Source organism: Polynucleobacter sp. MWH-HuK1, assembly GCF_018881815.1.
Taxonomy (GTDB): domain Bacteria; phylum Pseudomonadota; class Gammaproteobacteria; order Burkholderiales; family Burkholderiaceae; genus Polynucleobacter.
Genome location: NZ_JACVPP010000001.1, coordinates 2,084,709 through 2,107,472, shown reverse-complemented (window position 1 = coordinate 2,107,472; position 22,764 = coordinate 2,084,709). Strand labels below are relative to the sequence as shown.

At 44.9% G+C, this 22,764-nt stretch carries 29 protein-coding genes; 13 read left to right on the top strand and 16 right to left on the bottom strand.

The window, feature by feature from the left end:
* From ICE93_RS10850 to ICE93_RS10830, 5 genes are read right to left on the bottom strand one after another with little or no spacing between them, the layout of a single operon-like run.
* Nucleotides 1-426 (bottom strand): hypothetical protein, encoded by a 426-nt coding sequence (locus tag ICE93_RS10850; RefSeq protein WP_216188114.1) that lies wholly within the window; start codon nucleotides 424-426, stop codon nucleotides 1-3.
* On the bottom strand, nucleotides 423-1,247 hold the full coding sequence (locus ICE93_RS10845) for an FAD:protein FMN transferase (protein WP_216188112.1): 825 nt from the start codon (nucleotides 1,245-1,247) through the stop codon (nucleotides 423-425). The genes ICE93_RS10850 and ICE93_RS10845 overlap by 4 nt, the downstream gene beginning before the upstream one ends.
* Complete coding sequence (locus ICE93_RS10840; protein WP_216188110.1) at nucleotides 1,244-1,816, bottom strand: FMN-binding protein; 573 nt, start codon at nucleotides 1,814-1,816, stop codon at nucleotides 1,244-1,246. The genes ICE93_RS10845 and ICE93_RS10840 overlap by 4 nt, the downstream gene beginning before the upstream one ends.
* An 8-nt stretch (nucleotides 1,817-1,824) precedes the next feature.
* On the bottom strand, nucleotides 1,825-2,004 hold the full coding sequence (locus tag ICE93_RS10835) for a hypothetical protein (protein WP_216188107.1): 180 nt from the start codon (nucleotides 2,002-2,004) through the stop codon (nucleotides 1,825-1,827).
* A 12-nt stretch (nucleotides 2,005-2,016) separates the two neighbouring features.
* Nucleotides 2,017-2,931, bottom strand: coding sequence for a DUF6662 family protein (locus tag ICE93_RS10830; RefSeq protein WP_216188105.1), 915 nt, complete (start codon nucleotides 2,929-2,931; stop codon nucleotides 2,017-2,019).
* A 151-nt stretch (nucleotides 2,932-3,082) separates the two neighbouring features.
* On the opposite strand from ICE93_RS10830, the gene ICE93_RS10825 reads away from it, so the two are divergent.
* On the top strand, nucleotides 3,083-3,325 hold the full coding sequence (locus ICE93_RS10825; protein ID WP_216188103.1) for a DUF3820 family protein: 243 nt from the start codon (nucleotides 3,083-3,085) through the stop codon (nucleotides 3,323-3,325).
* Here the strand turns inward: ICE93_RS10825 and ICE93_RS10820 are convergent.
* The gene (locus ICE93_RS10820) at nucleotides 3,317-4,342 is read right to left on the bottom strand and encodes a DNA/RNA non-specific endonuclease (RefSeq protein ID WP_216188101.1); all 1,026 of its coding nucleotides are present in this window, start codon (nucleotides 4,340-4,342) and stop codon (nucleotides 3,317-3,319) included. The genes ICE93_RS10825 and ICE93_RS10820 overlap by 9 nt on opposite strands.
* A 507-nt stretch (nucleotides 4,343-4,849) precedes the next feature.
* Here ICE93_RS10820 and ICE93_RS10815 point away from each other — a divergent pair.
* Nucleotides 4,850-5,842, top strand: coding sequence for a transglycosylase SLT domain-containing protein (locus ICE93_RS10815; RefSeq protein WP_216188099.1), 993 nt, complete (start codon nucleotides 4,850-4,852; stop codon nucleotides 5,840-5,842).
* A gap of 76 nt (nucleotides 5,843-5,918) precedes the next feature.
* On the opposite strand, the gene ICE93_RS10810 is transcribed toward ICE93_RS10815, so the two are convergent.
* Entirely contained in the window at nucleotides 5,919-6,266 is a 348-nt protein-coding gene (locus tag ICE93_RS10810) for an FKBP-type peptidyl-prolyl cis-trans isomerase (protein ID WP_216188097.1), read from the bottom strand.
* A gap of 87 nt (nucleotides 6,267-6,353) precedes the next feature.
* On the opposite strand from ICE93_RS10810, the gene ICE93_RS10805 reads away from it, so the two are divergent.
* Nucleotides 6,354-7,370: a DUF6352 family protein gene (locus tag ICE93_RS10805; RefSeq protein ID WP_216188095.1), complete on the top strand. Its 1,017-nt coding sequence runs from the start codon at nucleotides 6,354-6,356 to the stop codon at nucleotides 7,368-7,370.
* Here ICE93_RS10805 and ICE93_RS10800 read toward each other — a convergent pair.
* Nucleotides 7,367-8,563, bottom strand: coding sequence for an MFS transporter (locus ICE93_RS10800; RefSeq protein ID WP_216188093.1), 1,197 nt, complete (start codon nucleotides 8,561-8,563; stop codon nucleotides 7,367-7,369). The genes ICE93_RS10805 and ICE93_RS10800 overlap by 4 nt on opposite strands.
* Nucleotides 8,564-8,799: 236 nt before the next feature.
* Here ICE93_RS10800 and ICE93_RS10795 point away from each other — a divergent pair, with 236 nt between their 5' ends.
* The 5 genes from ICE93_RS10795 (at nucleotide 8,800) to ICE93_RS10775 (ending at nucleotide 14,063) form a co-directional block, all read left to right on the top strand.
* Nucleotides 8,800-11,034, top strand: a complete 2,235-nt coding sequence (locus ICE93_RS10795) for an NADP-dependent isocitrate dehydrogenase (RefSeq protein ID WP_216188091.1) — start codon at nucleotides 8,800-8,802, stop codon at nucleotides 11,032-11,034.
* 106 nt (nucleotides 11,035-11,140) lie between these two features.
* Nucleotides 11,141-11,548 carry a BLUF domain-containing protein gene (locus ICE93_RS10790; protein ID WP_216188089.1) on the top strand — a complete coding sequence of 136 codons (408 nt, stop codon included), beginning with the start codon at nucleotides 11,141-11,143 and terminating at the stop codon, nucleotides 11,546-11,548.
* Nucleotides 11,549-11,604: 56 nt separating this feature from the next.
* Nucleotides 11,605-12,567, top strand: coding sequence for a protein-methionine-sulfoxide reductase catalytic subunit MsrP (gene msrP, locus ICE93_RS10785; RefSeq protein ID WP_216188087.1), 963 nt, complete (start codon nucleotides 11,605-11,607; stop codon nucleotides 12,565-12,567).
* A gap of 2 nt (nucleotides 12,568-12,569) precedes the next feature.
* On the top strand, nucleotides 12,570-13,136 hold the full coding sequence (locus ICE93_RS10780; RefSeq protein ID WP_216188085.1) for a lipocalin family protein: 567 nt from the start codon (nucleotides 12,570-12,572) through the stop codon (nucleotides 13,134-13,136).
* Between the two features lie 3 nt (nucleotides 13,137-13,139).
* Nucleotides 13,140-14,063, top strand: a complete 924-nt coding sequence (locus ICE93_RS10775; RefSeq protein WP_216188083.1) for an MBL fold metallo-hydrolase — start codon at nucleotides 13,140-13,142, stop codon at nucleotides 14,061-14,063.
* A 9-nt stretch (nucleotides 14,064-14,072) separates the two neighbouring features.
* On the opposite strand, the gene ICE93_RS10770 is transcribed toward ICE93_RS10775, so the two are convergent.
* Nucleotides 14,073-14,867, bottom strand: a complete 795-nt coding sequence (locus ICE93_RS10770; RefSeq protein WP_255554644.1) for a hypothetical protein — start codon at nucleotides 14,865-14,867, stop codon at nucleotides 14,073-14,075.
* Between the two features lie 17 nt (nucleotides 14,868-14,884).
* On the bottom strand, nucleotides 14,885-15,418 hold the full coding sequence (locus tag ICE93_RS10765) for a DUF2889 domain-containing protein (protein WP_216188081.1): 534 nt from the start codon (nucleotides 15,416-15,418) through the stop codon (nucleotides 14,885-14,887).
* Nucleotides 15,419-15,520: 102 nt separating this feature from the next.
* On the opposite strand from ICE93_RS10765, the gene ICE93_RS10760 reads away from it, so the two are divergent.
* Both ICE93_RS10760 and ICE93_RS10755 read left to right on the top strand, forming a co-directional pair.
* The gene (locus ICE93_RS10760; protein ID WP_216188079.1) at nucleotides 15,521-16,246 is read left to right on the top strand and encodes a pseudouridine synthase; all 726 of its coding nucleotides are present in this window, start codon (nucleotides 15,521-15,523) and stop codon (nucleotides 16,244-16,246) included.
* Nucleotides 16,247-16,265: 19 nt separating this feature from the next.
* Nucleotides 16,266-16,559, top strand: coding sequence for a 4a-hydroxytetrahydrobiopterin dehydratase (locus tag ICE93_RS10755; RefSeq protein WP_216188077.1), 294 nt, complete (start codon nucleotides 16,266-16,268; stop codon nucleotides 16,557-16,559).
* On the opposite strand, the gene ICE93_RS10750 is transcribed toward ICE93_RS10755, so the two are convergent.
* Nucleotides 16,556-16,771, bottom strand: a complete 216-nt coding sequence (locus tag ICE93_RS10750) for a hypothetical protein (protein WP_216188075.1) — start codon at nucleotides 16,769-16,771, stop codon at nucleotides 16,556-16,558. The genes ICE93_RS10755 and ICE93_RS10750 overlap by 4 nt on opposite strands.
* Before the next feature lie 118 nt (nucleotides 16,772-16,889).
* On the opposite strand from ICE93_RS10750, the gene msrQ reads away from it, so the two are divergent.
* The gene (gene msrQ / locus ICE93_RS10745; protein WP_216188073.1) at nucleotides 16,890-17,483 is read left to right on the top strand and encodes a protein-methionine-sulfoxide reductase heme-binding subunit MsrQ; all 594 of its coding nucleotides are present in this window, start codon (nucleotides 16,890-16,892) and stop codon (nucleotides 17,481-17,483) included.
* Between the two features lie 13 nt (nucleotides 17,484-17,496).
* Here the strand turns inward: msrQ and ICE93_RS10740 are convergent, their stop codons facing one another.
* Nucleotides 17,497-18,387, bottom strand: a complete 891-nt coding sequence (locus tag ICE93_RS10740; RefSeq protein ID WP_216188071.1) for a transporter — start codon at nucleotides 18,385-18,387, stop codon at nucleotides 17,497-17,499.
* A 100-nt stretch (nucleotides 18,388-18,487) separates the two neighbouring features.
* Here ICE93_RS10740 and ICE93_RS10735 point away from each other — a divergent pair, with 100 nt between their 5' ends.
* Nucleotides 18,488-18,772 (top strand): hypothetical protein, encoded by a 285-nt coding sequence (locus ICE93_RS10735; protein ID WP_216188069.1) that lies wholly within the window; start codon nucleotides 18,488-18,490, stop codon nucleotides 18,770-18,772.
* On the opposite strand, the gene ICE93_RS10730 is transcribed toward ICE93_RS10735, so the two are convergent.
* Nucleotides 18,769-19,389 (bottom strand): SOS response-associated peptidase, encoded by a 621-nt coding sequence (locus ICE93_RS10730; RefSeq protein ID WP_216188067.1) that lies wholly within the window; start codon nucleotides 19,387-19,389, stop codon nucleotides 18,769-18,771. The genes ICE93_RS10735 and ICE93_RS10730 overlap by 4 nt on opposite strands.
* 84 nt (nucleotides 19,390-19,473) lie before the next feature.
* On the opposite strand from ICE93_RS10730, the gene ICE93_RS10725 reads away from it, so the two are divergent.
* The gene (locus ICE93_RS10725; RefSeq protein ID WP_255554641.1) at nucleotides 19,474-20,319 is read left to right on the top strand and encodes a peptidylprolyl isomerase; all 846 of its coding nucleotides are present in this window, start codon (nucleotides 19,474-19,476) and stop codon (nucleotides 20,317-20,319) included.
* Between the two features lie 40 nt (nucleotides 20,320-20,359).
* On the opposite strand, the gene ICE93_RS10720 is transcribed toward ICE93_RS10725, so the two are convergent.
* The 3 genes from ICE93_RS10720 to ICE93_RS10710 are packed head-to-tail and all read right to left on the bottom strand — an operon-like array spanning nucleotide 20,360 to nucleotide 22,746.
* Nucleotides 20,360-20,848: a dihydrofolate reductase gene (locus ICE93_RS10720; RefSeq protein WP_216188066.1), complete on the bottom strand. Its 489-nt coding sequence runs from the start codon at nucleotides 20,846-20,848 to the stop codon at nucleotides 20,360-20,362.
* An 11-nt stretch (nucleotides 20,849-20,859) separates the two neighbouring features.
* On the bottom strand, nucleotides 20,860-21,654 hold the full coding sequence (locus tag ICE93_RS10715) for a thymidylate synthase (RefSeq protein ID WP_068322059.1): 795 nt from the start codon (nucleotides 21,652-21,654) through the stop codon (nucleotides 20,860-20,862).
* 45 nt (nucleotides 21,655-21,699) lie between these two features.
* Nucleotides 21,700-22,746, bottom strand: coding sequence for an FAD-dependent oxidoreductase (locus ICE93_RS10710; RefSeq protein WP_216188065.1), 1,047 nt, complete (start codon nucleotides 22,744-22,746; stop codon nucleotides 21,700-21,702).
* Between the last annotated feature and the right edge of the window lie 18 nt (nucleotides 22,747-22,764).

Genomic DNA, 22,764 nt, shown 5'->3' with positions numbered 1-22,764 from the left:
TTAACTGCGTTGATTGGCGCTGTGCAGTTTTTGAAATGCATGCAATAGAAAAATAGCAAAGAAAAGTAAGCCAGTCATCCAGTGGGCATCAACTGTGATGTCACGAATCTCTTCGGGGCCGTAGTACAGCAGGGCGCTAGTAATGAGAAGTACAGCTAAGAAGCTTAATTGACTAAAGCCGCTCCAGTGCTTCCTGTTGGATTTATAGCCCGCCTTGATGTGGAAGGGTAGTACAGAGCCAAGGGCTAGAGTTGCCAGCATGGCAGCGATACCATGGGCGGCCAGGATGTTATGTGTTCCTAGGATAGATCGTTGAATTTGTAATTGATGCCCTAGTAGATACATGAGACCCGTGATAGAGCACATCATCATCCCGATAATCACAAACTTTCTTTGCCAGTTCGGCATTTTCCCGAGGCGGCTCATGCGGCAATTCTCAGGGCTCGCGCTGAAAAGCGGGCAAAGCATGGATGGTTTTCATTGTTTGATAAGGCTAGAACTTTGGTGAGGGCGTCTGCATAGACGCACTCTTTAGCAAGCACTGAGAAAGAACCCAAAACCTCAGCATGCACTTCAGAAAGTTTCTTGGCCAAAGGGTTAATGATGTGACTCATCTGTTGATCTCTTTTTGCGAAGTAAAGACTACTTGTTGCAATGGCGCCATCTTTCAAGGAACCAATCTCAATCAGATTTTCAGGAAGCCCTGGATCGCGGATCTGAATTGGCAGTGCAGTTTTACCAAATACCCGTAGGTCACCACCAGCATTTACGGATCCCGATGTAATTCCCTCGGAGATTAAGACTCGTACTGCCATATCAACCGCAAAGCCCTTGGCAATTCCACCAAGATCTAAGCAGACCGGGCGACTTGATTTAATCAGGTCGGGAGCCAAAAACTGAATATCCTCAATACCGCCAAGATCATGGTTTGTGAACGTGATGTGTTGCGGCAATAAGTCTGCAGCAACAAGGCGATGACCAATACCGCAATTGAATAGGCCATCTGATGCTAAATAAACTTCTTTGGCAATCTTGATTACTTGGGCTGTCCACGGATGAATCTCAACAGCTTCTTTATGAGCAAGTTGATTGATGAGGCTGAGCTCAGTCTCAGGATGATGAAATCCCATGAGGTTTTGGACTTTTTGAATTGCATTAAAGGCATTTTCGATCGCCTCCAATCCATCTCCATTCTCTCGAATAGAGATTTCTACAAAGGTCCCCAGTAAAGGTTTGCAACGAATCATTTTGCTTTGATAGTTTGTATTTGGGTGCTTGGCGCAGAGATGTTCTTGAGAGCTAACTCATATAAAACGGCAATTCGCTTCACACCATCAGTGAGGTGCTTACAAGAGAGGGTGGCTCCCCCAATATTTTGAATGTCCTGATTGAGCTTAATAGGGTCATTCGCCGTCTTGCCAATAAATTGCTTGCGCCATTGCGCCTCCGCCACTTCATAGCCATAAGACTCTACATACTCCAGTATTTCAATACCGGAGATGCTGCCATTGGCATTAATGGCAATCGCATAAGTAATCATCTCGTGCTTGCCAACCACTTCATCAATGACTAGCCAACTGCCATCGGATGTTCTCCAGATGCGATCTCCTTGAAAGGGGTGGCGAATACTTGATGCCAGACGCATCCTTTCTTGCAGATCATCGGTAATGATCATGGGTGTTTTTGTGAGCACTTTATTAGGCAGAAGAATTTTCTGCGCCTGCTCTACAGAGGTATAAATTTTTGCATGGGCAATGAGAGGTGCGCCCATCATTGCTACACCAATTAAAGCCAGTGGGTTAAGTTTCCAAATCATAGGTTCATTTATGCGGTGAGTAATTCGTTTGCTTCGTTACAAAGCGCCAGGATTTCTGGGTTGATGCCTTGAAGAGTGGATAGTTTTTCAAACATCATTAGCGCTCTTTGTTTGGCTGTTTGACATTGTGTAGCTTGAAATTTGACCAAGTGAGTGAGTGCTGCAACTAATAGATTTTGGATTTCCATAAGTCCTTTCATTTAATTAAGGGGGAAGCCAACTTTGACAATGAATTCATTTACAGAGTGGCTATCCCAAACGCGTGCGTTTGAGCATTCCGCTTCACCGCCACCCATACAGGTGCCACCTGCAAGTTGATAGCGCCATGCACCTGTTACCCACCAATCTTTTGCTGCATAGTGCAGATTGGGACCAACAAATGTTGCTCTTTGTACTTGGTTGCGTAAATTCAACTCGGAATAGTCGTTATGAAAGCGTGCTTCAACTCCAGCTGACCATTTAGGGGCGAAGCGGTAGCTAGCGCCAACCAGGAAGTCCAACATCGATTCAGGTACATTGCCGTTTTCAATAAACTTTAGGCGTTCATTGGCGACTACGACGTTGCCTGCCAAAATTAATCGATCATCAATAAAGTTTGATTGGAGTAAAAGCCTTGCTTCTAATTCATCTTTATTTCTACCCCATGTAGGTTCAAGATAAAGGCCTACGCCGACAGGTGAAGTTACTGGATTGGTGATGCGATAAATTGCCTCAAGAGATCCGCCCTCAATACCACTTTTTTTATAGGCTGTAGCAGGGTCATGTGAAGAAGGTACGCCATAACCGCCCGTACAGGTTGGGGAATCGCCGCATGCCTCTGGATTGGTGTAATTTTGATTGGCGCTGGTGTAGTAGGAGTTGATATAGCCTGCTACTTGTAAATCATTGGTGAGGCCGTACTCTAATTCCGTTCTGGCGGTCCATGCATCGTATGTGCCCGATGCCTGTTGTTTATTCAGTTGCAGTCGCTGCTCAAACTCCAACTTTCCTTTGGGCTGTAAATCTAAGGTGTAAATCCACCCGAAAGCGCCCTCGCCAGCATGAGCAAAAGAAAAATGAAGGGTCGCAAGAAGAAAGATGCTGAAAGCAAGAAGTCTATTAATGGTCAATTTCATGGTTATTTGAGGTTGATAGTTAAAAATCTAAATGAGAACGGTTCTCAATATAACACTAAATGAGAATGATTCTCAAATAAATGAATGACCATAGCCTCAAAGATGGCGAACTCTATGAGCTCATTCTTGTTTGCTTGTAAGATTTCCATAGATGAATGCCGAATCCTTGGAAAAACTGGTTTTAATGAAGATGCCTTTTGGAAAGTACGCAGGGCGTGCTTTGGCAGACTTGCCAGGGAATTATTTGGCTTGGTTTGCGCGCGAAGGTTTTCCTAAGGGCGAGTTAGGCCAATTGCTAGAGTTAATGCACACCTTGGATCACAATGGTTTACGTGGACTGTTGGCGCCAATCCAGCGGACCCATGGCATTGCGGCTAAATCTAAATTACTTTGAGCGAATAATGAGGGTGACTCGATTGCGTTCGTAGCTTACCGTTGCGGACTCTGGTGGACTGCTTTGCATCAAAGTTACTTTGAGATTGGTTTGAGATTCAATTTGCGAGACGATTTGTTTTGCGAGACTTTCATTGCGGTCGTATTGAACTTGAATGCTCTCTACCTTACCCGCCTTGATGCTATCAATAATTCCATTGAGCTTGTTTGATGAGTACGCATCAAAAAATACTGGATACCAGCCACCAATGATTAGCCTCAGACCCTGTGTTTTCAATGGTTCTGGGGTTATGGCATCCGGCTTAACTGCATCATTAATTCCAGGCAATTGAAAATCAATCCCCGTTTTTTGTACTAACTCTTTATAACTGATTGGGGGAGTCATATTGGCTTCGTTGGTGTTTTCAATCCAATAAGCCCATGCAGTATTTTTGCTGGGGTCATAAACTAGCTTGAAGAGATGGCTCGGAATTGTCACGCGACTTTTACCAATGCTGCCGCTATTGCCGGTGGAGCCGGTAAAAACATAAATATCTCCAGCCGCTCTTTTAACGTAGGCTCGTGTAGGTTCCTCTACATTTTTCGCCCAGATGCCCTGATTATTTTGTCTTGCCTGCGGCATCATATTTGCCAATGAGAAAGATTGAGCCATCGAACGCTCGTTACTCATATCGCCCGCGGGCGCGTTGTGGCCGCGGTCATAGCCACTACTACGGTAATCTGAGAGTAAGGCTCGTTCAGAGAAGGGTAATCTGGCTTCTTCATAAAACTGATTATTTCTGCGCGGATGTGGCGTGGAAAATTGTTCCTTGTTGAGTTTCTCTACCGTGTAGATGGGTTTTTTATCCTGGGGGGAGTAATAAATCGCAAAGCTGTCGAAGCAGAGGTCACGTCCAACTTGGGGGCTGACTGGTATTTGTTGGCCAGGAAAAAGATCCCTGCAGTTCTCAAAGGCTGCAAAAGTATTTAGTGAGATCGAGAGTGCTACAAGGGCTAGCAGGCTGCGCAGAAACTTCATGGGTTCTAAGTGTAGGACTTCTGCGTAAGACGAGACCAACTTTTAACAAGAACTAGCCCCATGGTTAATAAGAAAACAGGGTATTGATGACGATTTTTCTGTTTTAAGTGGCCGCTTATCTCTGCATCAACCTAGGTTGAGAGGGTAATGCAGGAAGTCCCCTTGGCCTACTACCCGTAGAAATTTAGAGGCTTAAAAACACTAGATGTATGGTTTTTGAGCTTCCATTTTTTAGGAAAATCGCAAAAAAGTCAGGTTTTAGGTATTTTTTTATAGAGTGAAATTAGCGTCTCCTAACTTTTATAAGTTATTGATTTAATTAACTTATATATGGATATAAGGGTATATACGCGGAAACTCTCGGATTTATAGATCAATAAGTTATGGTTTATTACTTTTATATTCTTGACTTGATATAAGAATCTTCTTAGGATGAGCCATGTTTTTAAGATATTGCAATGCAACATTAAACGGCAGTTTAGTTTTTTGAGGTCTTGCAAACAATGAATGAGTAAATGTTTATCTAACAATTTGAGCGAAATCCAGAATCCGCAGCCAAGCATGTTGGTTGCTAAAGATCTGCTAGCGCATGCCATGGCTCCAGTCTATCGAGTCATTAATGGCTTACTCGTTGTGACTGTATTTATGGTGGTGGGTCTTTGGCTTTCAGGTAACGGCACTAATGCTGGCGCTTTCGACCTAGCGCGCATTCTGGTTCCGGATGAAGCCCGTCACATGGTTTGGAGCAATGGTTTTGAGATGCTCAACCAGCACAAGGACACCAGCGAGATTGCCGCTGCTCCAGCTTCAGATACTGAAATCGCAGAAGTAATCTATAGCAGATCCAAATTGCCAGCCACTAAAGGTTTGGCAAGCGCCAAGCAACAAACGGTTGCCTTGTTAATGCCTTCTGTAGCGCAAATGCAGGTGAAATCGATCTCTCATTTGTCTGATCGCATTCCAACCTCTAAGATTGATCCTCAAGCTTTAGATAGCAACCTCATGGGTTCCCTGCAGAACCAACGGGCAGTGGCGGATTTCTTTGAAAAGAAATACAACCTCGATCGCTCGAAGATTGAAGAGTATGTTTCTAACACCATCTTGATCGCTAAAGAAGTCAATATTGACCCAGTTCTTTTGTTGGCTGTGATTTCTGTGGAGTCCAACTTTAATCCAAATACTAAGAGTCACGCAGGCGCCGAAGGTTTGATGCAAGTGATGACTTCAGTGCATAAAGATAAGTATGCAATTTTTGGTGGCACCTCTGAGGCCGTTAAGCCTGAGGTCAACATCCGTGTTGGCGCTTATATCCTGAAGTATCTGATTGCTACAGCGGGTTCATTGCGCAATGGCTTGAAATACTACGTTGGCGCTGCCAATGCCGAGGATGATGGTGGTTACGCTGACAAGGTTATGGCGGAAAGAAACCGCCTCATTAGCTTGTGCCAGAACCGCTCAACAAATCGCTTAACCTTGAATGGTAAAGACATTCGTTCTTAAGATTTCAGAAGTTCAGAACTGCAAAAGATAAAAGCCACCCTCGGGTGGCTTTTGTTTTGCTGCCTACTAAGATCTCTTAGTTAATGCCGTGTAATTCCACATCAAATACTAGGGTCGCATTTGGAGGAATAACGCCGCCAGCACCGCGTGGTCCATAGCCCATTTCAGAAGGAATGATCAGGGTGCGTTTGCCACCAATTTTCATACCTACTACACCTTCATCCCAGCCCTTAATTACATGGCCAGCGCCCAATGGAAAGCTAAATAATTGACCGCGATCTAATGAGCTATCAAACTTTTGACCCTTGTGGTCAGCAGCCTTTTCGTCATATAGCCAGCCGGTGTAATGAACATCTACATGATTACCCACTACAGCTTCTTTTCCTTCACCAACAACAGTGTCGATTTTTTTGAGTTCACTCATGATGTTTTCCTATTTCACGCAAATTGACTGCCTAGTATATTCTGGGCTTTATAAATTCTGATGGAACGCTAACTTTAGTTAAAACGTATGACAAATTATTGGGCAAACTCCGCATATAAGACTCTGGTAATCAGTCCTGATCGCCAGTTGTTGGTTACAGACGACTTTTTGCGTACGTATATGGCCAGGCCTGAGCTCGCGCTAGTGCCAGAATCTTGCCCTGTTGAGCGGGCCTTACATCAGCGTCTGATAGATAACCCTCGGGCTGAAGTGGTTGAGGCGGATATTGCAGCTATGGCCGACGAGGACATTCAGGAGAATTATCGTGTCTGGTTGCGCTACCGGGCGCGCTTACTATCAGCCAGCTCTTTAGAGGCCTTTTATATGAGCCTCTTTAAAGGCGAGGGGGTAGATGTACCACCTCTATTTATATCTTTACTAGCTCAAATTTTTATCAGACATATTTTGGGCGATGAAGCTCATCCACTAGAGGTGCGTATGGGAGAGCTCTTTTTCAGAAATCAGAAAATTACTGTTATTGAAGATGGCATCGTGATGGGCGCTGATGAAGAAGTGGTCGCTCGCAATGCCCGGGCTGGGGATACGGGCAACATCATGGACTTGCTAAAGGGTAAGTCGATGACCATGAGATCGGCTGATCTAGATGTGCTCCACGAAGATAATGCCGATGAGTATTGGTCCCGTAATGAAGATTTCGATTTGGCAGTGCAACTCAATTTTGGGCACGAGCCTATTAATCGTTTTTGCCGTGTTTTAGAAAAATGGGTTAAGCACTTTTTGGGTGCCAGTGTTCGCATAACACCTATGCAGCAAATTAGTGATCCTAAATGGTCATGGCACGTGGGCTTGGATGCGGCTGCAACTGAAATTCTGAATAAGCTCTACAACAAAGAGTTGGTTGAGGCAGATGAGCTGCAAAAAGTCATTTGTTTATTCCGGCTGGACTTTATTGACGAGGCTGCGGTAGCAAAGGCTCAAGCAGGTAAGCCGGTCTATATGGCTATTGCCATGAATGATCAGCATCAACTCAAGTTAAAGCCGCAAAATCTACTGTTTAATTTGCCGCTGGCAAAAGCTTCCTAAGCTGTGGTCTGAAACTTTTTACGTTTCTGAGCCAGCCAGTAAAGCGCAAGACCAGTAATTACAACGGGAATCAACGATCCCCAATTCAGAATGCTCCACCCATGAGAAGTGACGAGGGCACCTGAGCCAAAAGAGGTGAAAGCCATGGTGCCAAAGACAAAGAAGTTAATTGCTGCCTGTGCTTTATCTCGTTCGTTAGGTTGGTAGGCGGTCATTGCCAAAGATGTGGCGCCGGTAAATAAAAAGTTCCAGCCGACACCCAGTAAAAATAATGCAATAAAGAATTGATGCAGGTCCGTTCCAGTAAGCGCAATGGCGATGCAGATGAAGTTCAGTAGCACTCCGACCCCCATGATCTTTAAAGTCCCAAATCTTTGAATGAGAGAGCCCGTAAAAAATCCAGGGGCAAACATGCCGATCACATGCCATTCCAAAACTAGAGCGGTATCCGAGAAAGGCAGACCGCATATCTGCATTGCCAATGGAGTGGCAGCCATCAGTAGGTTCATGACCCCATAACCTAAGGCGGCACCAATAATGGCAACCACAAATACGGGCTGACGAAGAATTACGCTTAAGGAGCGCCCATCAGAGAGTGAGTGTTGAGTTTTTAACTCTTGGGGAAAGTGAATGAACTGCATAACAAAAATACCAATGAAGCCTGCGATCGAGAGGGTGAGGTAGGCGCCCAGAAAAGCAGTATCAAAGAGGTCCCGTGTCCATGAGGCAAGATTGGGTCCGATGACGGCACCAAGAATGCCACCAGCAAGCACCCAGGAAACCGCCTTGTCGCGTTGCTTTAGATCTGTTAATTCTGCAGCAGCAAAGCGATAAAGCTGACCATTGGCACTGTAGTAACCAGCAATAAAAGTACCTATGACCAAAAGCCAAAAGTTTGTGGTCACAGCAGCGTAAGCGCATAAAAGAGCGGATAGCATGGCTACCAGTAAACCTAACTGAAAGGAAATCTTACGTCCAAAGTAGTTCTGGGATTTGGCTACGATGGAGGTGGAGAAGGCGCCCCCAACTACATAACCCATAACTGGTAGGGTGGCCATCCAACTTACCGGGGCCAGACTTAATCCTACTAGCCCATTAATGGCGATAAAAGTGACGTTATTGGTTAGAAATAGCCCCTGACAAATGATCAGCAGCACCAGGTTTCTATTGAGTAAGGGGTGTTTGCTGGTCATGGCTTGCAGTTTACGGTGAATTTGGCTTATTGGTTGGCTTGGTGGATTCCCTTAAATTGGCCTTTATCGACCATTTTCAGGGGCAAAACCATCATTTTTACCAAGTCCAATGATTTAAAATGGAAGACTCGCCTCATTGGCAATAAGTGCGCTAAAAGCGACTTGCAAAATGGGGATTTGAGCGCGACAGGGTAAAAACCTGACTCTGTAATTTTTTCAAAATTGAGGAAACATTCATGGCTTCAGAGAAATCAAAGATTATTTATACGCTGACAGATGAAGCGCCACTTTTGGCGACTTGCGCATTTCTGCCAATTATTCGTACTTTTACGGCACCTGCTGGCGTAGAGATTGTGAAGAGTGACATTTCTGTTGCTGCACGTATCTTGGCTGAATTTTCTGATTGCCTGACGCCTGAGCAACAAGTTCCTGATAACTTGGGCGCGCTCGGCAAAATGACTTTGTTGCCTGACACGAACATCATTAAGTTGCCAAACATCAGTGCTTCAGTTCCTCAGTTACTTGCAGCCATTAAAGAGTTGCAATCCAAGGGTTACAAGATCCCTAACTTCCCTGAGGATCCAAAAACAGATGAAGAGAAGGCTATCCGCACTCGCTATTCCAAATGCTTGGGTAGTTCTGTTAACCCGGTATTGCGCGAAGGTAACTCAGACCGCCGTGCGCCACCCGCTGTAAAGCGCTACGCACGTAAAAACCCTCATTCCATGGGTGAATGGAGTCAAGCATCACGCACACACGTATCTCATATGCATGGCGGTGACTTCTACTCTAGTGAGAAGTCTATGACTATGACTAAAGCTTGCGATGTGAGGATGGACTTGGTGACCAAGAGCGGCAAAACTATTGTCCTTAAGCCAAAAGTCTCTTTATTAGCTGGCGAAATTATCGACAGCATGTACATGAGCAAAAAAGCATTGTGTGAGTTCTACGAAAAAGAGATCGAAGACGCTTACAAGACCGGCATGATGTTGTCCTTGCACGTTAAGGCCACCATGATGAAGGTTTCACATCCGATCGTATTCGGTCACGCTGTGAAGATTTTCTACAAAGACGCCTTCGCTAAGCACGCTAAGTTGTTTGAAGAGTTGGGTGTGAATGCTAATAACGGTATGAGTAGCTTGTACGAGAAGATCAAAACTTTACCAGAGTCAAAGCGCGAAGAAATCATTCAAGATTTGCATGCTTGCCACGAACATCGTCCAGCATTAGCAATGGTTGACTCTGCCAAAGGGATTACTAACCTCCATTCCCCAAGCGATGTGATTGTGGATGCTTCTATGCCTGCCATGATTCGTGTTGGCGGCAAGATGTGGGGCGCGGATGGTCGTTTGCATGACACCAAAGCAGTTATCCCAGAAAGTACTTTCGCCCGTATCTATCAAGAAATGATTAATTTCTGTAAAACGCACGGTAACTTTGATCCAAAAACTATGGGTACTGTTCCAAACGTGGGTTTGATGGCTCAGCAAGCTGAGGAGTATGGTTCACACGACAAGACTTTTGAAATTCCAGAAGCTGGTGTAGCACGTATCGTTGCTGATGATGGTACTGTATTGCTCGAGCAAAATGTGGAAGAAGGCGATATCTGGCGTATGTGTCAGGTTAAAGATGCCCCAATTCGTGACTGGGTCAAATTGGCTGTTAATCGCGCACGTCTTTCTAATACGCCAGCAGTATTCTGGCTTGATGAGTACCGCCCACATGAAGCTGAGTTGATCAAGAAAGTGAATACTTACCTGAAGGACTATGACCTTACAGGCGTAGACATTCAGATCATGTCCCAGACTCGTGCAATGCGTTACACCTTAGAGCGCGTGATTCGCGGCAAGGACACCATTTCTGTAACAGGTAACATTTTGCGTGACTACCTCACTGACTTGTTCCCAATTATGGAATTGGGTACCAGCGCTAAGATGTTGTCTATCGTGCCTTTGATGGCTGGTGGCGGCTTGTTTGAAACTGGTGCAGGCGGTTCCGCTCCAAAGCATGTTCAGCAGTTGGTAGAGGAAAACCACTTACGTTGGGATTCACTTGGTGAGTTCTTGGCTTTAGCGGTATCTCTTGAGGATATCGGCGATAAGACAGGCAACAACAAAGTGAAAATCTTGGCACGTACTTTGGATGAAGCCACTGGCAAATTGTTGGACAACAACAAGTCACCTTCACCACGCACTGGTGAGTTAGATAACCGCGGTAGCCAGTTCTACTTGGCAATGTACTGGGCTGAAGCTTTGGCTGCTCAAACCGAAGACAAGGAATTGCAGGCTTTCTTTGCACCTTTGGCTAAGTCATTAATTGAGAATGAGCAGAAGATTGCAGACGAGCTTAAGGCCGTTCAGGGTAAGCCAGCGGATATTGGCGGCTATTATGTTGCGGATCCTGAGAAGTGCAAAGCTGTAATGCGTCCAAGCCCAACTTTCAATGCAGCCCTCAAGGCAGCAAGAAGTTAATAGGTAGAAGCGCTAAGTATCTATTTTTAAATATTAGTCTTAAAATTTAAAGGCAAACCTATGGGTTTGCCTTTTTATTTAGAAATTTTATTTACTCGTTTAAGTGATGCCAAAACCAAAAGACCTGGTTGAGTTGAGTTATCTGAGCGAAGCAGTCTCGGATATGTCTTTTCTTGGTTTAATGCGTTTATTAGAGTCGGCACGTGCTTTTAATCAGACAAATGGCATTACTGGAATTCTGCTGTACGACAACCAGCAGTTTGGTCAAATTATTGAAGGTGAGCGCGCGAACATTATGAAGGTATGGAAGCGCATTCAGGAAGACAAGCGCCATCATCGAATTGAGCTTTTAGAGATCCGTGAAATTTCAGAGCGTAGTTATCCAGACTGGTTGCTGCGCTTTTATGGTGGTGAAACACTCACTCGCGACTATCCAGCACTTGCTGAGATGGTCGGCGGCATGGATAAATACAGCCTTGCCTTAATGAATAAAATGCGCGCTAGTCTGGCTTAAGCAAGAATTACTTATCGGTAGCAAAATAGAAGCATTACATTCCCAAGGGGTGCAGCATGCGTTTTATCGATAAGACTATTCTTGCGAGTGACATTACTCCGCAAACTGTTTTTGAAAACCGCAGAAATCTCATTAAGACTGCGGCTGCTGGCGGTTTTGGTATCGCCTTGGTCCCTTGGTTTTCAAGGCAGGCACTTGCAGTATCCCCGGAGAAGCTGGCAGCAACGCTGAATCCAGCATTTGCCGACAAAGAAGGCCTCACTCCATATAAGTATGTCACTGGCTATAACAACTTTTATGAATTTGGCACTGACAAGGAAGATCCTGCAGCTCATGCTGGAAGTTTGCAAACTCGCCCTTGGACTATTTCCATAGAAGGATTGGTAAAAAAGCCTGTTACTTTAGATATTGATGCACTACTCAAGTTAGCGCCCATCGAGGAGCGTATTTATCGGATGCGCTGCGTCGAGGGTTGGTCGATGGTCATTCCTTGGAACGGCTACTCGCTTTCTAAGCTGATCAATAAGGTGGATCCCCTGGGGTCAGCCAAGTATGTCGAGTTTGTTTCATTGGCCGATCGCAAACAAATGCCAGGAGTTAAAAGCAACATTATTGATTGGCCCTATCGTGAAGGCTTGCGCATAGATGAAGCTATGAATCCCCTCACGCTACTCACCCTAGGTTTATATGGAGAGGTTCTACCTAAACAGAATGGCGCTCCGGTACGCATTGTGGTGCCCTGGAAGTATGGCTTTAAAAGCGCCAAGTCAATCGTAAAAATTCGTTTTACTGAAGAGATGCCTAAGACTAGCTGGAGTCAGTTTGATGCCAGAGAATACGGCTTCTACTCCAACGTCAATCCTCAATTAGATCACCCGCGCTGGAGTCAGGCAATGGAGCGTCGTATTGGTGATCCCAAAGGAATGTTTGCGCCTAAGATTAAAACCCAAATGTTTAATGGTTATGGTGATCAGGTGGCCAGCATGTATACCGGTATGGATCTGAAGAAGTACTATTAGTAATGAACAAAATTTATCTGGCATTATTTGGTGCTTATATATTCTTAGCCAGCTTCTCTGCTTATAGTCAAACGTCTGATGTAGCGGTTAAGACAATTCCCTCTCTGGATGTGCCGCGCTATTTAGGTACTTGGTATGAGATTGCTAAATACCCAAACTGGTTTCAGAAAAAGTGCGCGAGCAACACCAAAGCGGTTTATTCAGCTAGGAGTGACGGTACTCTTAAGGTCTTGAATAGTTGCAAAACTGCTGAAGGTGAAATTTCTGAGGCAGAGGGTACTGCGCGTCAAATCGGGACAAAAGACTCACCTAAATTAGAGGTACGTTTTGCTCCAGCCTGGCTTTCATTTATTCCATTAGTGTGGGGCGATTATTGGGTGATTGATCTAGACCCCCAGTATCAAGTGGCAGTAGTCAGTGATCCACGCCGTGAATACCTTTGGATTCTGTCGAGGACACCGCAATTGGATAAAAAAGTCTATGACGAAACATTGCAGCGCATACGGGATCAGCAGTTTGATGTCCGTAAGCTAGAGTTAACGGTTCAGGCTACCCCTTTAAAGAATTAAATTATGACGGCGCATTTATTGCCACCTGGCATTGAAGTTTTTGAAAGAGGGTGGCTCTCGGCAAATAATATTTTTCACTATGGCCAGGATGATGTCTCCTTGGTCGACTCAGGTTATTGCACCCACCAAAAAATGACTTTGGATTTGGTGAGTGGCGCGATTAAAAAATATGGCTTGAGTACATTGAATAAGTTGGTGAATACACATCTTCACTCAGATCACTGCGGTGGCAATGCAGCTTTGGCAGAAGCATTTCATTGCGAGGTGTATATTCCAGCGGCTGAAGAGGTGGCAGTTAAAAATTGGGATAGCACTTTATTAAGTTATGACAATTTGGGGCAAGAGTGCCCACAGTTTTCCCACCATCATGTTTTGGTTCCTGGCGAGGAAATTCAATTGGGAAGATATCTTTGGAAGATATTGGCTGCGCCAGGTCATGATCCCCATTCCATCATGCTGTATCAAGCCGATCATCGGATTTTGATTTCAGCTGATGCCCTATGGGAAGAGGGCTTCGGGGTGATCTTTCCTGAACTCTGGGGTGAAGCTGGGTTTGAGGAAGTAGCGCAAACTTTAGATCTGATTGAAACCTTGCCACTCGATTTGGTAATCCCGGGTCATGGTGCTCCGTTCTCAGATATTCCCAAGTCTCTGGCCACGGCACGATCAAGGTTAGATTATTTAGCATCCGACCCGGATCGTAACGCCCGTCATGGCGCTAAAGTCTTACTCAAATATCGTCTACTAGAGTGGCGTAGTCGCGAAATCCAACAAGTCAATGATTGGATTGCTAATACGCCAGCGCTGATCAGTGCAGCAAAACTACTCAATATGAGTATGGATGAATTTACTCAGTGGCTCCCCAAGTCTTTGGTTAAATCGGGCGCGGCAAGATTAGAAGGCGATACATTAGTGAATATTGCTTGATTCGGCATCTTAAAAAGTAAGTGCTATTTTTCCGTACGCCATCCAGTTATAGAGTTGGTAGGTTTGGACTACTTGTTTTGCACCACCAATAGCAAATAAAAGATTTTTATTGATTCGTTGAGTAAACATGGCATCAATCGGTATAAACCAGCCACCACCTGCTGCGTTGTAGACGGCCCCGTTTTCGTCCCAAAAACGAATTTGGGTGCTAGGCCCCAAGTTCAGACCTACTGTTGGATATAGCTCAAGCCGGCTTGCCAAGGGTGGCGGGTTCATACCAGAGGGCGCCTTTGCGTTAAAACCAATCATATAGCGCGCTAATGGAGAGATGTCTGACAAAAGTTGTTGTCCACTGCCAGCAGGTTTGAATGAAGTGCTTACTTGAGGACCTGCGAGCCATTGACCAGTGTTGCCAAGCGGCGCCAGTACTCGTGCGCCGATATTGCCAAGCCAACCAGCTTTGCCACCCCATATCGTCACCATGATGTTGTCCGCCGAATAACTCCCAGGTGATTGCTCTGGTAGTTGAGGGCCGTAAGCAGCTGTATAAGCAGTGTCAAGTCTTAGTGTACCATACCAATCGCCGATATTTAACGGATTGTAGTAACGTAGCTTCAAGGTGTCAGAGTAATTTTGCGAGCCGTCGTATTCATGGTAGCCCCAGAACTCTAAGGTGCGGTCTTGCGATCTCTCTTGAGATGTATTGACGAGACCCAGAATCGGTGTAGACGTTTGCTCGGCGGCACAAACTAAAACAGCAGAAGTGCAAAACAATAAAAAAGTCAGAACGCGCAGAAATTTCATGGGGGTCTGCTTAAATCCTAAGGCTTCCAGCGATAAAATTTAGGGAAGACGCGCATTACCACTGGGCCATTAAAGTCCCAGGATTTACAGGTACCCAAGTAGAGAGGTGGCTTTTCTCCAGTGGGGTCAAAAAATGCTCCTGGGATGGATTGGTAGGCTGCAGTGGCAAGGCTAGTGAGGAGTTCGCGTAAATGAGTGCAGCCCTTAATGCCACCAAGATGAGTATCTATCGTCTTGCGCCAACCTTTACCTATCTGAGCTCCAATGAGTGAATCCATTGGTGGAATGACAGCTGTGCACTCTGCGTGTGGATGACCATCCATCACTGCTTCAATATCTTGGATCACGAATTCTTTATCAAGTGTGACGCGTATCCACATATCATGAAATGCCTCGCCAGGCTGCCAGACTTTTGCGCTGGTTTGAAAGGGATTGGTTTTGAAATCCTTGAGATGTCCCTCAATATCCCATAAGCCATCCTCTCTTGCATATCCTTGGAAAGTAATTTCGCGGGTGTGTAATAAGGAGCGAGGTTTTGGGCTAGATAACATGGGAAATTACTTTAAGTGATGGCGTGAATGCCTAATGATAATGAATTAAAAAATGAACGACGGACTCAAGAAAGCTCTGCCCTGTAGTATCCTTTGCAGCATATGACAAAACCTATTTCTCTCGAAAAAATTCTCTTTAGCCAAGGTTTTGGTACTCGTCGCTACTGTAGTGATTTGGTGCATGCCGAACTCGTGAGAGTGAATGGCGTATTGGCTGAAGACCCAGAGGAAAGAATTTCTACCGAGAATCTTATTCTCAATGTAGAGGGTAAGGATTGGGAATATCACGAGAAAGCTTACCTAGCATTTAATAAGCCGGCAAATTATGAATGCTCGCATAAAACAACGCATCACCCCAGTGTTTATGGCTTGCTACCAGCACCTTTTGTTGAACGAGGCTTGCAGTGCGTAGGGCGCTTAGACTATGACACTACTGGCCTACTGTTAATCTCTGATGACGGTCAATTTATCCACAAGATGACTATTCCCAAGAAAAATATTGGAAAGGTGTATCAAATCACAACACCCGAGCCCATCACCCAGAAGCAAATCGAGCACTTATTGAATGGGGTTATTCTAGATGATGATCCAAAGCCTTGTTTTGCGACTGCATGTAAACAAATCTCTGAGCATGTTTTAGTAATGACGATTGTTGAGGGGCGCTATCACCAGGTAAAGCGCATGATGGCAGCAGTTGGTAATCATGTTTCCCAGTTGCATCGCACTGAAATCGGCGCCTACCAGATGCCTTCTGATCTGGCAGAGGGGGAATGGCGTTGGCTATACCCAGAAGACTTAAAACAACTTTCACAAAGTGTTGTTAATTGATAAAAAATGGGGGTTTATATTGATAGTTGACGGCTTGAATCTAGAAACGGAAATTCCCCTTTGGACCCTAGAGGGGCGTGGTAAGGTAATCGAGCGTCAGTTTACCTTTACAAACTTTAATCAAGCGTTTGAATTTATGACTCTGTGTGCTGAGTACGCAGAGAAAATTGATCATCACCCCGATTGGTCAAATTCCTGGAATAAAGTATCTGTATCACTGTCAACCCACTCTGCCGGCGCCTTAACTAAACTAGATATTCAGATGGCAAAAGCAATGGATACTTTTGCCTCTCAAGTAAGCTCTAAAAATTAGTGCTCGTCGCCTTCGTGTTCTTCCTCGTTCATGCTCATGAGGATGGTTGCTAACAAGCCATAGACTACTTCGGTGGAGATCATGCCATCTTCATCGAGATCATCAATTAAGTCATTTAGACGATCCTCAGTGGGCTCGTTGAGCAAGGTCATTGCACACTCACACCCATATTCAAAGTCTTCATCGTTCTGGGCTTGGTTTTCTTCGGTCATATTTATCCTTAATTGAACCCTCAGGATAGCAAATTACAGACTAAATCGATAGGTCTAAATAGTTCATCATTGTTTCGACTGTCATTGCTTTAGCTTAGCTTGGTTTAAAGTGCTATTTATGAAGTTATTAAAACCAGCCATTTTCATTTTCTGCTTGGTGCCGCTGGTCCGCCTGGTTTGGCTTGGTGTTGATGGCGATTTAGGCGCTAATCCCATTGAATTCATTACGCGCTCAACTGGTACCTGGGCGCTTGTATTTTTTTGTGCTACGTTAGCAATGACACCTTTGCGATTAATAACGGGCTGGACTGTTTGGATTAAATTGCGTCGAATGCTTGGCCTATTTTGTTTCTTTTATGCCTGTATTCACTTTTCCATCTGGTTTTGGTTGGATCAGAATTTAGATATTCAATCGATGTGGGGTGATGTCGTAAAGCGCCCTTTTATTACGATGGGTTTTCTGACATTGGTGCTACTGACTCCTTTAGCTATTACATCAAATCAGTGGTCGGTACGTCATCTAGGAAAGCGCTGGTCTGTATTGCACAAGCTGGTCTACATCGTTGCATTTACTGCAATAGCCCACTATTGGTGGCATAAGGCTGGTAAAAATGATTTAGATATTGTCTCAATCTACGGAGCAGTTCTTTTGGCATTGCTTGTTTGTCGCTTACCAACGGTAAAGAGCTTATTGCAAAGACTCAGAAATTAAGCGATTTACAAGCTTAGAACTCAGTTGTATAACGAATGGCAAGGCGCCGTGTTTCTACAAAGCCATTTTTGATTTCTGTATCACGTCCGTATTGCAGACTAATTCTTCCAAAAGGGTAGTAGGCTAACGCGCTCAATAAAAAACGTTGAGTATTGATGACATTATTTTGATAGGTATTGCCAATCGTCGTTGCGCCACCAGCTACATAAAAGTAAGCGGCACCTAGCGTATAAGTTTGATTGATTTTGTAAATTGGGCCTAACTGAGTGGTGGTTAAGGGTTTCTGGTTTAAGGAGATATTACTTGCGGATAAGCAGGCTGCAGCACATTGGCTATTACCTCCAAACCACATGGTATCGACAGCGACCATGCCATCTAAATTCCCAGTAATAGGTTGCTGATAGCCCATCTGAATATCAGACCGATAGCGGTTCTCACCTAAATTAAAAGCTTGTTGACTGTTGTAGCTGCCTGTTGGCGCTGATAGGTAGCCGGCTACGCCAAAGTATCTCCTTTTTTCTCTATCGGCATATGGCCAAATGGCCGTTGCAAAAGTGAGGTCACCAATGCCGGTGCTCGCAGGAGATGATGCTAGCGATCCAGCTGGCTTCATAGTGCCGTAAGGTAGTTGAAGATAGGAGATGGCAGGTAAGTTGGTAATGGAGTAGCTAGTGCTTAGACGAGCAATCGCTGTTTGAATGCCAATATCAGGGCTACCAAATGGTCTGCTAGAAACGGCTGAGCCATTTCTGTAATAGGTACCACCTTCTGCATTGACGTAACTGATCATCGCATGGTTTTTGCCTGGCAGTGGTGCAACAATGTCATTCGGTTGCAAATCAATTGCCAAACAAATGTATGCAGGCATTAATAAGATGCTTGCGATGCTGTGGTGCAAATTCATCGAAGCATTGTAATTAATATAAAAACAAGATGCATGCAGTTACCATACAATGGGCTTTATGAATACATGCGCCCTTAGGCTAGTACCTTGCCTGCTTTTGATGAGTATTTCGGCCTGTACTCAAGCGCCCCCTCTGCCACCTGGGTCCACAACGAACTCCCCCTATACCCCTCAGCAAATTAAAGAGTTCAATAGTCAGGCACTATCTCCGGTGGAGGGCCCGTTTGGTCCAGTGGATCCAAGGGTAGAAGATCTTAGCCTATCTAAAGAACGTGCTTTGGATGCAAAACTCTATAACCAGCCCAAGGGCGAAGAGGAGGCTGAGGCATTAGAGATGCAATCAGCTGATCCATTTCAGGCAACCAAACCCGTTTTAACTTTTTAAGCAAATATAAGCTCGGGAATTGATTCTAATTGAAGCAATGCTCGCGCCTCTTCTTGCGTGGCATTGAGCCACGCATTAAAAAATTCTGGTCGCAGTGGAACCACGGTACGTTTTTCATCTTCGGGCTTATGCATGCGTTTCATTACTGGATGATTGCTTGCTTCAATAGTGAGCATGGAGAATGAGACGATAAGCTCTCCAGTTTCTGGTTCTGTCCAGGTGTCCCAGATTGAAGCAATCGCCATCGGCTCTTGATTGGCTTGTTTAATAGTGGTGCGTACTGCTTTGCCAGATTCATAGCAAGGCTCATAAAAAGCATCTGCTAAAGCTAACGCGTAATGCCGCTTTATCCATGCGTTCTTATACGATGGTTTCTCAGCTACAGTCTCAGCCCTGGCGTTATATGTTTTTCTTCCAAAAGTTTCCTCTCTGGCCCAAGATGGCAATAGGCCAAAGCGAGCCATGCCAGCTGCAGTGCGTCCAGTGTTGTGACTTTTGAGGATGATCGGTCCTGGGTGAGTTGGAAACACATCGTGCGCAGGAGGCGCCGGCAAATCTAGGTCAAAGTGGGTTTTTACCCAATCTGTATTGACCGTAGTGAGGTATTGAACACACATGTTGCTATTTTACTGTGGCTTATTGAGATTGAGCTCATGCCAGCTGGTAGTATTGAGGCTAAATTTTAGAAAGATCTCCCGCTTATGAAACCTTTTTCCTCTGCATTTAATCCAATGGTGGTGCGCTTTATTGCTGCTGGCATCTTAGCTAGTGCTTTTGTTGGTAGCTCGTTTGCACAGCAGAGTGGTTTACCAATCAATGTTGCAGCCTCTGTTAATGGCGCCCTAATTACTAATGACATGGTTGAGCAAGGAATCAGGGCTGCTATTTCTCAGGGTCAAAAAGAATCACCTCAGTTACGTAGCGCAGTGATTGAGAAGTTTGTTGAAGTGTTGCTGCTTTCTCAGCAGGCAGAAAAAGATGGTTTGGCTAATTCAGAAAAGGCCAATACACAGTTAGCGATGATTCGCCAAAATTATTTAGCTGATCTTGAATTATCTACTTATATGGCTCAAAACCCAATTACAGATGCAGACCTGCAGGCTGAATACAACCGAGAGATTGCATCCTTAGGTTCTCAAGGGATGATTTCGGAATACAAAGTCAGTGACATTGCCGTGGCCACTGAAGCTGATGCTCAGGCTGCTTTGGCGCGTATCAAAAAGGGCGAGTCATTTGATAAGGTTGCTAAGAGTGTTTCCTTGGCTCCTAACAAGGTTCAAGGTGGAGCAGTGGGCTGGATTCAGCCTGGTCAGGTTGCCCCTCAGCTGGCATCTGTACTTATCACGCTTTCCAAAGGACAAGTCTCGCCTGCGCCAATCCAGATGCAGCAAGGTTGGTACTTGATCAAATTGGAAGATAAAAAGTCGAGCAAGCCGCCTTCATTTGAGCAAGCAAAGCCAGCTATTCGTGCTGGCATGACGCAAAGAAAGCAGTTTGAGTTTTTAAGTCAGCTCGCAAAAGATGCAAAGATTATTGTTCAGCAATAAGAATTTATGCTGAAGAAAAAAGGACCCCGCAGGGTCCTTTTTATTTGCGCTCCAAGGTAATGAAGCTAAAGGTGATGTCACCTTCGGATCCGGGGGTGCGCTCCACCTCTTTCCATGAAGATGGATTAGGGACTTCGAAGAAAGTGTCTCCACCTGCAATATCTAAATCAATTTCAGTGATGTAAAGACGATCGGCCTTATCAAATGCTTGGGTAAAGAGTTGTTCGCCACCAATAACAAAGACTCGGGGAAACTCAGCCAAGCTATTTAATGCCTCATCAAGCGATCCGACTAGTTCTCCACCGATTATTGGGTAGTTTGCATTGCGGCTCACCACGATATTGCGACGACCAGGAAGTGGGCGACCAATCGATTCCCAGGTCTTACGACCCATAATGACCGGGTGACCCATCGTGATACGTTTGAAGAATTGCAAATCAGCAGAGATCTTCCAGGGCATTTGATTATCGCGACCAATCACGTGATTACGTGAGCGAGCAACAATCATGGAGATGGCAGGTTGAGTCATATGCTTAATTCTTAAATAGCTACAGGAGCCTTAATATGGGGATGAGATTCGTAACCTACGATTTCAAAGTCTTCAAACTCGTAATCAAATATCGAATCAGGTTTGCGCAAAATATTGAGTTTTGGTAATGGAAAGAAATCTCTAGATAACTGAAGCTCTACCTGCTCTAAATGGTTGCTATATAGATGACAATCGCCACCCGTCCAAATAAAGTCACCCACTTCTAAGTTGCATTGTTGCGCCATCATATGAGTGAGTAAAGCATAGCTAGCAATATTGAATGGCACACCTAAGAAAATATCAGCACTGCGTTGGTAGAGTTGGCATGACAGCTTGCCATCGGCTACATAAAATTGAAAGAAGGCATGGCAGGGCGCCAAAGCCATGCGGGGAATATCAGCAACGTTCCATGCGGAAACAATAATGCGACGTGAGTCTGGATTCTTTTTGATGGTCTCCACCACTTCGGAGATTTGATCTATGTGCTGACCGTTTGGCGCAGGCCATGAGCGCCACTGATAACCATAGATCGGGCCTAGGTCACCATCGGGTGCCGCCCATTCATTCCAAATAGAAACGCCACGTTCCTTAAGCCAATTATTGTTTGTGCTTCCTTTGAGGAACCAGAGTAATTCATAAATAATGGATTTAAGATGTAGTTTTTTAGTGGTCACCATCGGAAAGCCATCTGCCAAATTAAAGCGCATTTGGTGTCCAAATACGGAGACTGTGCCAGTTCCGGTTCTGTCGGACTTTTGGACCCCCTTGGCGAGGACTTCTTTCATGAGATCGTGATATTGGCGCATATGTATCAGCTAAATGTAGTTATATGTAGACGAATTAGGGATAGCTTACTCGAATGTTGGCGACTTCACTCCTAGGGCTTTGTGAAGCTTGGGAGAGGTGGTTGTGTATTGGAGTGGAATCTGCTTTTCTGGGTTCAGATACTCTGCGGCAGCAAAGGCTGCTAGAGCGGCCTCATGAAACCCCGACAAAATGAGTTTTTTCTTGCCTGGATAGACATTGATGTCGCCAACCGCATAAATGCCCGGGATGCTGGTTTGGAATTTCTGGGTATCAACACAAATTTGTTTGCGATCGATATTGAGACCCCATTCGGCGATGGGCCCTAATTTGGGTGAGAGGCCAAAAAAGACTAAAAGATCATCGAGTGGAAGTTGCTTAGTCTCACCATCAATATTGGTAAAAGTGATTTCTGTAAGTCGATCGTCTTGTGCCTCATAAGCAGTCACTTGCCCGATCAGCAATTGCATTTGGTTGCTCGCACAAAGTTCACGCATTTTTGCAATAGATTTGGGAGCAGCCTTAAATTCATCACGGCGATGAATTAATGTCACGCTAGCAGCAATTTCAGAAAAATGAATTGCCCAATCTAGTGCGGCATCGCCACCTCCGCAAATCACAATTCTTTTATTCGCAAACTGCTCAGGGCTTTTAACGTGATAAAAAAGTTGTCTGCCAATAAAGCGATCTATGTCTTCTAGGTTCAGTGTACGAGGCTGGAAAGCGCCAACGCCCGCAGCAATAAATACAGTCTTGCTGAGAAAGTCTTTATCTTGTGAAGTGCTAATCAGAAAACGGCCATCATCCTTCTGCTCTAGCTTGCTTACCTCTTGGCCAAGATGAAATTGCGCATTGAATGGTTCAATTTGCTTGAGCAAATTATTTGTGAGTTCGCGTCCAGTACAAACTGGAATGGCGGGGATATCGTAGATAGGTTTATCTGGATAAAGCTCAATACATTGACCACCAACTTCTGGCAACGAATCAATCACATGAGCTTTGATTTCTAATAGGCCTAACTCAAAGACTTGGAAGAGGCCCACAGGACCGGCGCCAATGATGACAGCATCGGTTTGTGTGGGTGAGTTTGACACGAATGCTTTTGCTAGAAA